Annotated in this window: 11 protein-coding genes; 4 read left to right on the top strand and 7 right to left on the bottom strand. The window is 71.8% G+C overall.

Going from position 1 to position 14,016, the window contains the following annotated elements:
* Positions 1 to 66: 66 nt before the first annotated feature.
* Positions 67 to 1,092 (bottom strand): Lrp/AsnC ligand binding domain-containing protein, encoded by a 1,026-nt coding sequence (locus ABZX10_RS14685; protein WP_355540890.1) that lies wholly within the window; start codon positions 1,090 to 1,092, stop codon positions 67 to 69.
* 95 nt (positions 1,093 to 1,187) lie between these two features.
* Between ABZX10_RS14685 and ABZX10_RS14680 the strand changes: the two genes are divergently transcribed.
* Both ABZX10_RS14680 and ABZX10_RS14675 read left to right on the top strand, forming a co-directional pair.
* Entirely contained in the window at positions 1,188 to 2,519 is a 1,332-nt protein-coding gene (locus ABZX10_RS14680; protein WP_355540887.1) for an MFS transporter, read from the top strand.
* A gap of 61 nt (positions 2,520 to 2,580) precedes the next feature.
* Entirely contained in the window at positions 2,581 to 4,782 is a 2,202-nt protein-coding gene (locus ABZX10_RS14675; protein ID WP_355540884.1) for a hypothetical protein, read from the top strand.
* A gap of 148 nt (positions 4,783 to 4,930) precedes the next feature.
* Here the strand turns inward: ABZX10_RS14675 and ABZX10_RS14670 are convergent, their stop codons facing one another.
* Together ABZX10_RS14670 and ABZX10_RS14665 are read right to left on the bottom strand one after the other, a co-directional pair.
* On the bottom strand, positions 4,931 to 7,282 hold the full coding sequence (locus ABZX10_RS14670; protein ID WP_355540881.1) for an ATP-dependent DNA helicase RecG: 2,352 nt from the start codon (positions 7,280 to 7,282) through the stop codon (positions 4,931 to 4,933).
* Entirely contained in the window at positions 7,279 to 8,937 is a 1,659-nt protein-coding gene (locus ABZX10_RS14665) for a DAK2 domain-containing protein (protein ID WP_355540878.1), read from the bottom strand. Before ABZX10_RS14665 ends, ABZX10_RS14670 begins: the two co-directional genes overlap by 4 nt.
* A gap of 173 nt (positions 8,938 to 9,110) precedes the next feature.
* On the opposite strand from ABZX10_RS14665, the gene rpmB reads away from it, so the two are divergent.
* Positions 9,111 to 9,302 carry a 50S ribosomal protein L28 gene (rpmB, locus tag ABZX10_RS14660; protein WP_068521417.1) on the top strand — a complete coding sequence of 64 codons (192 nt, stop codon included), beginning with the start codon at positions 9,111 to 9,113 and terminating at the stop codon, positions 9,300 to 9,302.
* A 90-nt stretch (positions 9,303 to 9,392) separates the two neighbouring features.
* On the opposite strand, the gene ABZX10_RS14655 is transcribed toward rpmB, so the two are convergent.
* A complete protein-coding gene (locus ABZX10_RS14655) occupies positions 9,393 to 10,088 on the bottom strand; it encodes a uracil-DNA glycosylase (protein WP_355540874.1) in 696 nt (231 codons plus the stop codon).
* Complete coding sequence (locus ABZX10_RS14650) at positions 10,085 to 11,104, bottom strand: thiamine-phosphate kinase (RefSeq protein WP_355540871.1); 1,020 nt, start codon at positions 11,102 to 11,104, stop codon at positions 10,085 to 10,087. Before ABZX10_RS14650 ends, ABZX10_RS14655 begins: the two co-directional genes overlap by 4 nt.
* A 19-nt stretch (positions 11,105 to 11,123) precedes the next feature.
* Here ABZX10_RS14650 and ABZX10_RS14645 point away from each other — a divergent pair, with 19 nt between their 5' ends.
* A complete protein-coding gene (locus tag ABZX10_RS14645; protein ID WP_355540868.1) occupies positions 11,124 to 11,717 on the top strand; it encodes a DUF3515 domain-containing protein in 594 nt (197 codons plus the stop codon).
* 29 nt (positions 11,718 to 11,746) lie between these two features.
* Here ABZX10_RS14645 and ABZX10_RS14640 read toward each other — a convergent pair whose 3' ends face one another.
* On the bottom strand, positions 11,747 to 12,841 hold the full coding sequence (locus tag ABZX10_RS14640) for a D-alanine--D-alanine ligase family protein (protein WP_355540865.1): 1,095 nt from the start codon (positions 12,839 to 12,841) through the stop codon (positions 11,747 to 11,749).
* Between the two features lie 76 nt (positions 12,842 to 12,917).
* Positions 12,918 to 13,949, bottom strand: coding sequence for an NAD(P)H-dependent glycerol-3-phosphate dehydrogenase (locus tag ABZX10_RS14635; RefSeq protein ID WP_355540862.1), 1,032 nt, complete (start codon positions 13,947 to 13,949; stop codon positions 12,918 to 12,920).
* Positions 13,950 to 14,016: the final 67 nt, after the last annotated feature.

Genomic DNA, 14,016 nt, shown 5'->3' with positions numbered 1-14,016 from the left:
CGCAACCGTAAGTTAGCGTCGGACGACAGTCAAGGTCTTCGCCGATTTTATGACGCGATATCTTTTTCATCGAGGCCTGACCGGTACCACCCCCACCGCGCGGCCCGCGTCCCCGAGTATTCGCCCCATGCGCTTGTAGTGGCGCAGAACCAGGGCACGGTCCTCGACCTGCAGGGCCGCGACCCGCTCGCTGAGCTGCTCCTCGAGGCGCTGCAGATCCCCGGGCGAGCGCAGCCAGAGCGTCAGCAGCAGATTCGTCGGACCGCCTGTCGTCGAGGCGCACAGCCGGACCTCGGGCATCGCGCTCAGCCCCGACATGACCTGGTTCATGCTCCCGGGCGCGACTCGGCACCACAGCGTCGCCGCCACGGGCCGGCCGCTGAGCGGCTGCGCCACCTCGCAACGGAGACCGACCGCTCCGGAGGAGATCAGGCGCTGGATCCTTCGGCGGACCGTCGTGATCCCCAGCCCGGTGGCGACGGCCGCCTCGCTGTAGCCGATCCGTCCGTCGACGCCGAGGAGATCCATCAGCGCCCGATCCCGGTGGTCGACGCGCGTGGACCGGGGATAGGCGAGCGGGCGGTCGTCGGTGACCCGGCGGATCGCCTCGGGAGACAACGCGCCGAGACGCCAGCCGGCGCCCTCCACCGTGATCACGGTGGCCACCTGGATCCTCGTCGACACCACGCCGTCGATCACCTCGAGTTCCTGGGTCAGCAGAGCCGTCAGCGCCTCGAGGTCGCGGACCATGCCGCTGACCAGGAGGTCGCGACGTCCCGTCGTGCGCTCGACGGTCGCCGCCCACGGGCGACCGACGAGAGCATCGGCGACGGCGTCGACGGATCCGGCGCCGCAGGAGATCTCGATGAAGGCGATCAGAGGTGGGCCGGACTCGGTGGCGCGGGGATAGGCGGAGACCCACGCACGCCCCGATTCGGTCAAGCCGCGCCACGTCCGACTGATCGTGGTCGGGTCGACGCGGAGAGCGCCGGCGGCGGCCACCCACGAGACACGCGGATTCACCTGGAGGACGCTGATCAATTCCTGCTCAGATTCCTGCAGATCGGCGAATTCCTGAGATTCGGGCGCCATGAACAGCAAGCTACGCACAATTTCGGCCTCGCGTCGCCCGAACTCTCAGGCTTGCCGAATCGCCGCGAGACGGCGGAAGCCGAAGGAGTCAACCGATGGACACCGACCACATCGAAACCGCGCCCCAAGAACCGGGACGTTCGAGGAAGGAGCTCACCGCTTCCACGGTGGGCGCGATCGTCGAATCGTTCGACTGGAACATCTACGCGGTCCTCGCCCCGTTCTTCGCCGCCGCCGTGTTCGGCGCGGGGAGCAGCGAGCTCCTCGCCGCGTACGCCGGATTCGCGGTGGGCTTCCTCGCCCGACCGCTCGGCAGCGTCCTGATCGGCCGGTTCAGCGACCGCCACGGCCGTCGGATCGGCCTCACGGTGAGTATGGCCGCGATCGCGATAGCGAGCCTCTGCATCGCCCTCCTGCCGTCGGCCGCGACCATCGGCGCCGCGTCCGCCGTCCTGGCCGTCGTCTTCCGCGTGGTGCAGGGCCTCGCCTACGGCGGCGAGACGCCGACGGTGGCCGCGTACGTGACGGAGGCCGCGCCGCGCGGCATGCGGTGGCGGTTCAGCGCCATCTCCTACGGGGGCATGATGATCGGCTCGCTCCTCGCGTTCGGAACGATCACCGTGCTGTACGCGGTGTTCGGGAAGGACGGGCTGTCCGACGGCGGATGGCGCTGGGGCTTCGCGATCGCCGCCGCACTCGGGCTCCTCGCCATCTGGGTCCGACGGTGCGCCCCCGAGTCCGCGGCCTTCGAACGCCTCAAGGAGGAGCACGGCACCGTCCGGCCGCCCGTCGGCACCGTCCTACGGGAGCACCGGTGGTCGTGCCTGGCGCTCCTCGGCATGTCGATCGCCGGCACCGTCCCCTTCTACTTCGAGATGATCTACCTGCCGGTGTACGCGCACAACCGCGGCATCGTCGATAAGGCGTCGGCGTCCAGCTACATGACCTTCGTCCTGGCGATGGTGCTCGTCGCGACGCTGTGCGCCGGCTGGCTCGCCGATCGCATCGGTCCGCTGGTCGTGGTGCGCACGGGCTTCGTGGTGCAGGCGCTGCTCACCCTCCCCCTGCTCTTCGCCATGCAGTCCCATGCCGTGCCCTTCTGGGCCGGCGCCTTGATCCTGGGCCTCATGACCGCCCCCGTGACCATGGCGATCAACCTGGTCGCCGGGCTCCTTTTCCCCGTCGAGGTCCGCGCGGTCGGGGCCGGCTTGGTCATCGGCGTCGCCACCATGCTCTTCGGCGGCACCTTCCCACTGCTCGCGGAGTGGCTGCACACCCACGGCGGCTACCCGGTACTGCCCTTCTACGTGACCGCCGCGGCCGTGGTGGGGCTCCTCGGCACCTTCGCCGCGATGCGGGCCCCCACCTTCGTGCAAGCGATGGCCGCCGAACCCTCGCTGCGACGCCGGCCCGTCGCGCTCGTTTGATCGCCGCCCCGACCTGACCAGCACCGACTGATCGCCCCGATCGGCGATCGAGGAGACCACCATGAGCGAATCCCGAACCACCACGATCATCGGCCGCGCACACCCCGCTCCGCCCGATCGCGAGACCGAGCTCCGACGCTACGGCGGTATCCTCGCCGGACTGCGGCTGGCTGCGGGCGCCTCTGGCCCCGCGACCCTGGAGGCGGTCCGGATCATGAAGGAAGCCGCCCTCATGGGCGTGCACGTGGCGTCCCGACTCGTCGGAACACTCGACGCCGCCGATCCACGCAGCGACGCGGGCCTGCACACGATCGATGCCATCCTGACCGACATGCACGGCGCGAAATGGAGCCTCGGCCGCGCCGACGGCACGTACATCGACGCTGCCGGCTCCGCGCCGACGACCGATCTCGAAGCCCTCCTGCACCGCTTTCGCGGCGCCCTGACGCGAGCGATCGAGGTCGCCGACGCGGTGATCGGAGAGACCGAGATTCCGGCCCCGATCTCGGAGCCCCTCGGACTCTCGGGCGAGACCCCACTCACCCCCGACGGTGCTCCCCTCGTGCCGTCCGTCTGCCCGGTCGTCGTACTCGAAGGCAGCAACCGCGAGATGGGCGTCCAGTACGCGAACCAGATTCTCGACATCTACGGACCGTGGATCTTCGCCCATCTCACGGAACACGTCGTTACGGACGAGGAGCGAGAGGTCCTCGCGCAGTGGACCGCAGAGCTCGAAAGGCACACCCCGGAGATCGTCGAGTTCGCCCACGGCTGGTCCGCCGGCGCGAACGACCGTGGAATCCCCTTGACACCGGAGCAGGCGGTCGCGGTGTGGACCGGCTATCTCCCGCCCGCGGACCACCACGTACTCATGGCGGAGGAACTCACCGAAGACAAGTCGTACGGCACGAACGTCTACAGCGGCGCCGTCGTCACCGCGAACGGCGAGACGGTCGACATGTGCAGCGGCTTCTGCGCGTGGGGCACTGCGACGGCGGACGGCAACCTGCACGCCGCGTCGACCACCGACCACGACTGCACCCACCAGGCAACCATCATGGCCTTCCCCGACAAGGGGAACAGCTTCGTCTACACCCCGTTCTCCGCCAACGGATTCATCCCCGGGCTCGGGCGGTTCTACATGGCCGGACACCCCGGATTCAACAGCAAGGGCGTGACCTACGTGCATCACGGGGGGCACGGCAACGAGGGCGCGAGCAACGGTGGCGGTCCACAGGAGGAGTGGGGATACGGGGTCCGACGCGGCGCCGCGACCTTCCATGCCCTTCAATTCGCGAACAGCGCCGAGGAAGCGCGCGACATGATGCTCGCGATGCCGGTGGGCGATCCCGGCCGGATCCTGGGCTCCGCGGGCGGCCTGTGGGCCGACGACGACTACGGCGTGGCGATCGAACAGCGGGCAGGCAGCCCGGAGCGCCCCCGTCCCGTCCTGCGGGAACGGACCGCGTCGCGGTCAGGCACGCCGATGGACGTGCTCTACGCGAACAACAATGCGCTGAGCCCCGATCCGGACGCGTGGCACGTCCCGGACGAGTTCGTCTTCGACGAGGAGGGTGGTTGGTACCTGCCCTTCCCCGAACGGCCCGGCACCACCGACGCGGGCACGGCGGCCGCGCGGCGCGGCACGCGGAACAGCGCGGCGCGCAACCGCTTCTTCGCGGACCAGGCGAACGCGGGCGTCGGCGGCATCGACGGAGACTTCCTGACGGCGATGTACCGCACGGGCGGAACGATCCCCGACGGTCCGTACGAAGATGCGGTCGCCGTGTGGAACGCGGGTGGTGAATGGGCCGCGTCGGCCGCGCACCGCGGGAACGCCTTCACCGCGGTCGTCGATCCCGCTGCCGGGGAGTACCGCGCGTGCGTCGGCCCGGCCGACCGCGACCTCGAGGTGCGCGAACCCAGCCACGGCTACTACTATGTGGACGAGACGGGCGAATTCTGGACCCTGCGCCTGCTGAGCGCCCCTTCCGACGTTCTCTCCGACGCTCTGCAGACCGCTCGAGACGCGGTCATCGAAGCCCGCGCCGCGGTGGAATCACTCGGTCGCGCGGTTCCGCGCGCCGATCGTCAGCTCCGGGATGCGGAGCAGTTCCTGGACGCGGCCACAAGCCTCGGGCCCATGGTGGATGGGCGACGGTCCGCAGTGCTTGCGGAGACATCGCGGCGATTGCGTCTCGCGTGCCGCGCACAGGTCCGCGCAGCTCAGGTCAGCTCACTGATGGAGCGGATCAGTCGATAGCGACGCCACTGGCACGCGATCGCAGCAGCAGGAGAGCCGTCGTCGTCTCGATGTGCGAGATGAGGGCGGCCTCCGTAGCTACAGGAGGTCCCGCGACAGCCGTTCGGACGATGCGGTCCTCGCCCGCGAAGTCCTGGACGACCGCCGCTCACGCCTTGTCGAGGTAGTCGCCGCGGTCGCCGCCGAGGACGACGTCGTTCATCGCCCGCAGGGCGGCGTGGTCCGCGAGTTCCGGGTCCTCGCCCACGATCTCGTACGCGAGGTCCCGCGCCGCGGCGAGCACGTCCCCGTCGGTCGCGAGGTCCAGGAAGCTCAGGCGCCGGGCGAGCCCGGACTGGTCCACGCCGAGGATGTCGCCGAAGCCGCGGTACTCCAGGTCGAGCTGGGCGAGGGCGAAGCCGTCGACGGTGTCCGCCACCGCGTTCAGCCGCCCCAGCGTGCGCTCGGATCCGCTCGCCGTGAAGAGCAGGCACAGCCCGGGCAGCCCGCCGCGACCCACCCGGCCGCGCAGCTGGTGCAGCTGGCTGATGCCGAACCGGTCCGCATCGCGGACCACCATGGTGGTCGCGTTCGCCACGTCGACGCCGACCTCGATCACCGTGGTGGCCACCAGGATATCGATCTCGCCGGCGGCGAAGGCGGCCATGATCTCCGACTTCTCCTCGGCGGGGAGGCGGCCGTGCAGGAGGGCGATCCGGTGCTCGCCGAGCGGGCCCGCGGCCAGTTCGTCGTACATCTCGATCGCCGACACGGTGTTCTGCTTCGTTTCGTCTTCTTCATCACGATCGTCGCGGGACGAGCTCCGCGCCTGCGCCTTCGGCGCAGCCGTCGGCTTGTCGAAATCGTAGTCCTCGTCGGTGAAACCGGCCTTGGCCTGTTCGCCCGTGGCGTCGTCGCCGATCCGGGGGCACACCACGTACACCTGACGCCCGGCGCGGACCTCCTCGTCGACGCGGGCCCACGCCCGAGCGACCCACGCCTCCCGCTCCGCCGGGACCACGGAGGTCTGGATCGGCTGCCGGCCGCGCGGCAGCTCGCGCAGTACCGAGGTCGCCATGTCGCCGAACTGGGCCAGGGCGACGGTGCGCGGGATCGGCGTGGCCGTCATCACCAGCAGGTGCGGCATGGAGTCGTCGTCGGTGCTCTCGCCGGTACCCTTGCGCCGCAGCCGGTCGCGCTGCTCCACGCCGAACCTGTGCTGCTCGTCGACCACGACCAGGCCCAGCCGGAAGAACTCGACCGTGTCCTCCAGCAGCGCGTGCGTGCCGATGACGATGCCGGCCTCGCCGGTCACGATGCGCAACAGCGCCGCGCGCCGCTGCTTGACCGTCATGGACCCCGTCAGCAGCGTCACCGTGGTGGCGGCGTCGGCCGCGCCCAGCTGCCCCGCCTCCGCGAGGTCGCCCAGCATCTTCGAGATCGAGAGCAGGTGCTGCGTGGCGAGGACCTCGGTCGGGGCCAGCAGCACCGCCTGGTGCCCCGCGTCGACCGCGGCGAGCATCGCCAGCAGCGCGACCAGCGTCTTGCCCGAGCCCACCTCGCCCTGCAGCAGCCGGGTCATCGGGTGATCGCGCGCCAGGTCCGCGAGGATCTCGGCGAGCACCTCCTCCTGGCCGGCGGTGAGGGAGAACGGGAGTCGCTCGCGCAGCCCGGCCTGGAGCGGACCGTCGGGCGCGTGCAGCGGCGGGGCGCTGACGGTGCCGACATCGTGCGCGCGGCGTGCCAGGGCGGTCTCGATCGCGACGGCCTCGTCGAACGCGAGCCGGCGCTTGGCCTGCTCCGACTGCGCTCGCCCGTCGGGCTTGTGCGCCGCGCGCACCGCCTCGTCCAAGCCCATCAGGCCGTGCAGCGCGAGGAACTCCATGGGCAGCGACTCCGGCACGGGCGCAAGCCGCTTGAGCAGCGCGTCCACGAGCGAGAGGATCAGCCACGTGGGCATGTTCTTGGTGCCGTGGTAGATCGGGACGGTCGGCTGCATCAGCAGGCTCAGGTCCGCGAACTTGAGCCGCTTCGAGCCGGCCTTGGTCGAGCCCGCCTCGTTCGCGGCCAGCGCCTCCGCCGAGGTGATCGTCGTGTCCGGCAGGACGAGCCACTCGGGGTGCGTCAGCTGCAGCTTCCCGTTGAACTCGCCGAGCCTGCCGATGAGCAACAGCTGACGGTCGGGCTGGATCGGCTTGGGCAGGTAGTTGAAGAAGGTCACGTCGTAGGCGCGGACCTTGTTGACCACCTGCACCTTGAACATCTTCTTGCCGCGATGGTGCGCCCGCGGCGGCGTGATCGCCGTGACGGTGCCGATGACCACCACGTCGTCGCCGATCCGGGGCTCGGAGCGCCGCGTACCGTCGTCCTCGACGGCCCCGCCCTCGTACCGGAACGGGAAGTGCCGCAGCAGGTCCCCGGCGGTGTACAGCCCGAGCTCCGTGGTGACCAGCTCGGCGATCTCGGGATCGAGGGCCCGCGCCAGCGGCGTCTGCAGCGTGAGGTCGCGTGCAGCGGTCATTCGACGCCGATCTCCATCACGCTGGCGCTCTGCCCACCGCGGTAGCCCATCACCTCGACCTCGGGCCGGTCCGGGCGCAGCGCCGCACTCACCCGATCGGGGAAGTCGCCGTCGGCCGCGTCGCCGAGCAGCACCGTGACCATGTCCCCGCCCGTGGCGAGCAGCAGCTCCGTGAGCGCCTCTCCGGCGGAGTACTGATCCTCCTCGAGCACCACCACCTCACCGCCGACCATGCCCAGGTAGTCGCCCGGACCGCAGGGGCCGAGGATCGTCAGAGCATCCTCGGTGACCGCCACGACGGAGCCGCAGCGCGCCCCGGCCGCCGCCTCCGCCATGGAGTACGTGTCGTCGGCGGCGTGCCCCGAGGGCTCGTGCACCGCGAGCGCCGCGATCGCCTGCACCATCGACGAGGTGGGCAACAGCGTCACGAGCACGCCCGACTCCCGGGACCGGGCCGCGACCGCCAGCAGCTCGGGGGTCGGCAGGGCACCGTTGGGCATGAGCAGCACCTCGCGGCCCTCGAAGCGGTGCAGCGCCGCAAGCAACTCGGCGTGGGTCATGCCCTGATCGCAGCGGATCACCTCGGCACCCGCTCCCGCGAACAGCTCCGCGGCACCGTCGCCGGAGACGAGGGCGACGATGGCCCGAGGCGCGTCGAGCAGTGCCTGCAGCGGCGTCTCGGCCTGTCCCGCCTCCTGGAGGACGTTGACAGCGATGCTGCGCAGCTTGCCGTGCCGCAGGCCGGTCTGGATCGCGGCGCCGGGCTCGGTGGTATGGGTGTGGACCGACCAGGTGGCCACCGGATCAGGGTCGGCCGCCGCGACCACGACCACGGAGTCGCCGAAGGCCTGCAACTCCGCCCGCAATCGGTTCGCCGTGGCCTCGGTCGCGTCTGGCAGCAGGTACATGACCTCGTAGTCCGCGTGGGGACCGCGCGGCGGATCCTCGCCGTGGTGATGCACGTGCCCTTCGCTCTCGCCGACGTGCACGTGCGGCGCGATCCGCCGGCTGAACCGCGGCCGCTCGGGCGCGGTGCCGGCGGTGACCTCGACGAGCGCGTCGAGGAGCACGAGCAGCCCTCGGCCGCCGGCGTCGACGACCCCGGCTTCGGCGTTGTCGGCCAGCTGGTCGCGGGTGCGCAGCAGCGCGTCGAACGCCGCGTCCGCGGAGCCCCGCGCACAGGCGGGCAGATCCGCGCCGCCCGCGAGGGCGGCCCCGGCACCGTCGGCCCCCGCCCGCAGGACGGACAGGATGGTGCCCTCGATCGGCTCGGCGACGGCGGTCGTCACGAGGTCGGTACCCCGGCGCAGGCCGGTCGCGAGTCCCTCCGCCGTGAGGTCCGCGTCCGGGCCGAGCTCCCCCGCCAGACCGCGCATGATCTGGGAGACGATGACCCCCGAGTTGCCGCGGGCGCCGGCGACCGCCCCGGCGACCGTCGCCCGAGCCACCGCGTGCGGCCCCTCGGTGCGGTCCGCCACCTCCGCCGCGCGCGCCGCGGCACGGAGCGTGACCAGCATGTTCGTCCCCGTATCGGCGTCCGCCACGGGGAACACGTTCAGCGCGTTGATCTCGTCCACGGCACGTTCCAGGCCGAGGACCGCGCGCTGGAGCCAGGCGACCACCACGCGCCCGTCCGCCACCATCGGTCCCGTCACGACCGCAAGCCTAGTGGTCGGGTCCGACCGATACGGGCCCGCAGAGCGGTTTGGCTCCGTCGGCGGCCTCGGCTATGCTTGCAGGGTTGCCTCGCGTCCGGGCATGTGTTCCACATGTTCAGGGCCGGCGGGGCGAAGCACAGGTTTTCAACTATTGCGAGGAGTACACGACTATGGCTGCCGTCTGCGACGTCTGCGACAAGGGCCCCGGCTTCGGTAAGTCGGTCTCGCACTCGCATCGGCGTACCAACCGCCGGTGGAACCCGAACATCCAGACCGTGCGCGCCCAGGTCGCGCCCGGCCAGACCCGTCGCCTGAACGTGTGCACCTCGTGCATCAAGGCCGGCAAGGTCGTTCGCGGGTAGTACGCGAGGAGCGCTTTCCGCCAAGGCCCGTCACCTCCGAGGTGGCGGGCCTTGGCGTATCCGTTGCGTCCGAGGCCCGTGCCCGGCGGATCAGCGTGCCGCGGCGAGGTGCGGCAGCCGCCAGTCGATCGGCTCCGCTCCCAGCCCGGCCAACAACTCGTTCGCCCGCGAGAACGGCCGCGAGCCGAAGAAGCCCCGCGAAGCGGACAGCGGCGACGGATGCACCGACTCGATCCGCGGTGCATCCCCGAGCCGCGGCCCGAGCGACGCCGCGTCGCGGCCCCACAGGATCGCGACCAGCGGCGCGTCCCGGGCGACCAGCGCATCGATCGCGCACTCGGTGACCTTCTCCCAGCCCCTGCCGCGGTGCGAGGCGGCCTCGCCCGGACGCACCGTCAGGACCCGGTTCAGCAGCAGCACGCCCTGTCGCGACCACGGCGAGAGGTCGCCGTTCGCGGGCATCGGCAGGTCCAGGTCCTCGCAGTACTCGCGGTAGATGTTCTGCAGGCTCCGCGGGATCGGCCGCACCGACGGATCCACCGAGAAGGACAACCCGACCGCGTGCCCCGGGGTGGGGTACGGATCCTGGCCCACGATGAGCACCCGGACATCCGCGAAGGGCTGCCGGAAGGCGCGCAGCACGTTCGCGCCTGCGGGCAGGTAGCCCCGCCCCTCCGCGTTCTCCGCCCGCAGGAATTCGCCCATCGCGGTGATCTCGTCCGCGACCGGGGCCAGGGCACGCGCCCATCCGGCCTCGACGGTGTCCGTCAGGGGTCGCGCCGTCATCGTCCGTTCTCCTCGTCGCTCTCGGTGAAGGTGTTCCAGCCGCCCGCGGCGGGTCCCGCATCGCCGTCGACGGTGACGGTGCCCGCGGGCAGCGTCCCGGGCGCGAGCGCGGTGCCGATCGCGCGCCAGCCCTCCGGCAGGGCCGTCCGCGGGGGGAAGGCCGCGAGCAGGGCGTGGTCCTCGCCACCGGTGCGCACCCACCGATCCGCGTCGGCTCCGAGTGCCGCCGCGCAGGCGACCAGCTCGGCATCCGGGGCGAGCCGCGCACCGTCGAGCGCGATGGCGACGCCCGAGGCACCTGCGAGGGCCCGGGCGTCGCGGAGCAGACCGTCGGAGACGTCCGTGAGGGCGGTGGCCCCGGCCTCGGCGGCCTGCGGGCCGGCCGCGAGCGGCGGCACCGGGCAGCGGTAGGTCTCCACGAGGCCCTCGTGGCCGCCGACACCCGCGAGCAGCACGTCGAGGCCCGCGGCGGAGTGCCCGAGCGTGCCGCACACCGCGACCACATCGCCCGGGCGGGCGCCCGACAGCAGCACCGGCGCGCGGCCCTGCAGATCGCCGAGCACGGTCACGGCCAGCAGCACCTGATCGGTGCGCACCACGTCTCCCCCGGCGACGGCGCCGCCGGCGTCGGCCGCGCCGCGGGTGGTGCCGCGCGCGATCCCCGCGATCACGTCCGCGCCGGTGTCGGGCGGGCACCCCAGTGTGACCGTGAACGCGGTGCACACCGCGCCCATGGCCGCGATGTCGGCGGCGTTCTGCGCCATCGCGCGCCGCCCCACGTGCTCCGGAGTCGTCAGGTCGAACCGGAAGTGCCGACCCTCGACGATCGCGTCGGACGAGACCACGGTCCGGCCGTCGGCGGCGGCCACGACGGCGGCGTCGTCGCCCGGCCCCACCAGCACGCGGGGATCGGGCCGCACACCGGCGACGGCCAGCGCGATCACGCCGTCCTCCCCCAGTTCCGCGGCGGTGCGTGCAGGGGACTGCGCAGGGCTCGCCGGCTCCTGAAATGTCATCGCGGCTACGGTATCGGACGTGAGCGATGCAGACGACACGACCACCGAGAGCGCGCAGAGCGCCGCCCCGCGCACGCGCAGGAGCCCGGCCTTCCTCGCCACCGCGGTGGCCCTGCCGGTGGCGGTACTGGCCTGCTTCATCGCGTTCCTGATCCTGGCGCAGCAGAAGCAGGGCGACGCCCGCGACGCGGCGGAGGCCGGTCACCTGAAGTCGATCGCGGCACCGTCGTCGGGCGACGCGGCGTGCAGCGCCCTGCTCGGCGCGCTCCCGGCCGATGTCGACGGCTTCCGGCGCACCGACACCGCGGACCCCACCGGATTCGCACGCTGGACCAAGGAGAAGGCGGGGGCCGTCGAGCTGCGCTGCGGCACCGACCGGCCCGCGGAGCTGACCGCGACGGCGAAACTGCAGATCATCAACGGTGTGCAGTGGCTGCAGGCGGTCCCCGCGGGCGCGCCCGCCCCCGATGGGGGTGCCTACTGGACCGCTGTCGACCACCGCCCGTACGTCACACTCTGGGTGCCCGACGGTGCCGGGACCTCGGCCGTGCAGGCGACCTCGGACGCGATCCGCGCACGCCTGCAGCAGGCGTCACTGGATCTCGGGAAGTGACCGCGGGACGCACGGCCGGCCGGTGAGCCTCAGCGCAGGCCCGTACCCCGCGCCAACGCCGTCTCGATGAGCACCGTCAGCAGCTCGGCGTAGCCCACGCCCGACTCAGCCCACATCCGCGGGTACATCGATGTCGAGGTGAAGCCCGGCATGGTGTTGACCTCGTTGATGACCGGGCCGTCGGCGGTCTGGAAGAAGTCCACGCGGGACAGGCCCTGGCAGTCGAACGCGTGGAAGGCGCGCACCGCGAGGTCGCGGATCACCGACGCCTGCTCGTCGGTGAGGTTCGCGGGCACCGTGTACTGCGCGCGGTCGTCGAGGTACTTCGTCTCGAAGTCGTAGAAGGAGTGCTCGGCGTCGGCGGCCATCTCGATCTCCGCGATCGCGGACGCGGCGACGCTGCCGTCCGGCCGTTCGAGCACGCCGATCTCCACCTCGCGGCCGATGACGGCCGCCTCGATGATGACCTTCGGATCCCACTTGCGGGCCTCGGCGATCGCCGCCGGCAGCTCGGTCAGGTCGGTGACCCGGGTGATGCCGATCGACGACCCGCCCCGGGCGGGCTTGACGAAGAGCGGCAGCCCCAGCCGGTGCAGCACATCCGAGGGGACCTCGGTCTCGCGCTGGCGGAGCACGTGGAAGTCGCCGACCGGCAACCCGTCGGCCGCGAGCAACTTCTTCGCGAACTCCTTGTCCATGCCGGCCGCGGAGGCGAGGACGCCGGCGCCCACGTAGGGCACGCCGACCATCTCCAGCAGCCCCTGCAGCGTGCCGTCCTCGCCGTACGGGCCGTGCAGCACGGGGAAGACGACGTCGACGGCACCGAGCACGGAATCAACCGGGTCCGCACCGGCACCGGTCAGCGCCACCAGCTCGGCGCCGGGCAGGAAGGCGAGGTCGGTCGACCCCTCGGGGACGCTCGGGAGGGACCGATCGGCGAACCTCAGAGCCTGCGCGTCGCCGTCGGAGAGCACCCACTCGCCGGCGCGGGTGATCCCGACGGGGATCACCTGATAGCGCTCGGGATCGAGGTGCGCGAGGATGCTGCCCGCCGACACGCACGAAACCGCGTGCTCACTGCTGCGCCCGCCGAACACCACTGCCACCCTGATTCGCTCCGTCACGGTCGCCCACCTTACGTGGCGGCCGAGCGGAGAGCCACGCGGTCACCGGCGGGCGCGACCGCCCCGGACGGCGCGGCTACTCGTCGCCCTTCGGACGCCACTCGCCTCCGACATCGCGGTTGAGGAGGTCGTCCATCGCGCGGGAGACGGGGACCCCGTCGTAGCAGACGGCCCGCACGGCTTCGGTGAGCGGCATCTCGACGCCCACGCGGCGGGCGAGGTCGGCGATCGAGATGCACGACTTGGCCCCCTCGGCCACCTGCCCGTGCGCGGCGGCCTGCGCCTGCTCGACCGTCATCCCCTGGCCCAGGCGCGCGCCGAAGCTGAAGTTGCGGGACTGGGGCGAACTGCAGGTGGCCACGAGGTCGCCGACACCGGCCAGGCCGGCCAGGGTCAGCGGCTGCGCCCCGAGGGCAGTACCCAGGCGCAGGGTCTCCGCGAGACCCCGTGTGATGATCGCGGCTCGGGAGTTCTCGCCGAGGTTGATGCCGGAGGCGATGCCGCAGACCAGCGCGATCACGTTCTTAGTGGCGCCGCCGATCTCGCAGCCCACCACGTCGTCGCTGGTGTAGGGCCGGAAGTAGTCGGTCCGCGCCAGGTACTGGGTGCGGGAGGCGCGTTCGGCGTTGTCCGAGGCGACGACGGCGAGCGTGGGCTGCCCCTTCGCGATCTCCTTGGCGAAGTTCGGCCCGGTCAGCACGGCCAGGCGGTCCCGGCCGATGCCGGCGGCGTCGACGACCACCTCGCTCATCCGGTCGAGCGTGCCGATCTCGATGCCCTTGGCCAGGTTGACGACCGTGACGTCGGGGGGGATCAGGTGACCCCAGTCCTGCAGGTTCGCGCGCAGCGTCTGCGACGGGACCGCGAGCACCACCAGGCCCGCGCCGCGCATCGCCTCCGCGGGATCATGCGTCGCGGAGAGGTTCTCGGGCAGCACGCCCTCGGGCAGGTACTGGGCGTTGATGCGCGTGTTGTTGATCTGGTCGGCGACCTCCTGCCGGCGGCACCACATCGTGACCCGGTGCGGTTCCGGCCGCGTGGCCTCTGCGAACACCTTCGCCATCGCCGTGCCGAACGAGCCCGCCCCCATCACCGCAACGTCGACCATCGCACCCCAACTCCTCGCATCGCGCTCGCACCCACACCGACGGACGTGGGCATCGCAGGAGAGCGTA

Origin of the sequence: Tsukamurella sp. NPDC003166 (genome assembly GCF_040611135.1) — a bacterium.
Classification (GTDB): domain Bacteria; phylum Actinomycetota; class Actinomycetes; order Mycobacteriales; family Mycobacteriaceae; genus Tsukamurella.
The sequence above is the reverse complement of the archived record's forward strand: the minus strand, read 5'-3'. Positions and strand labels throughout refer to the sequence as shown.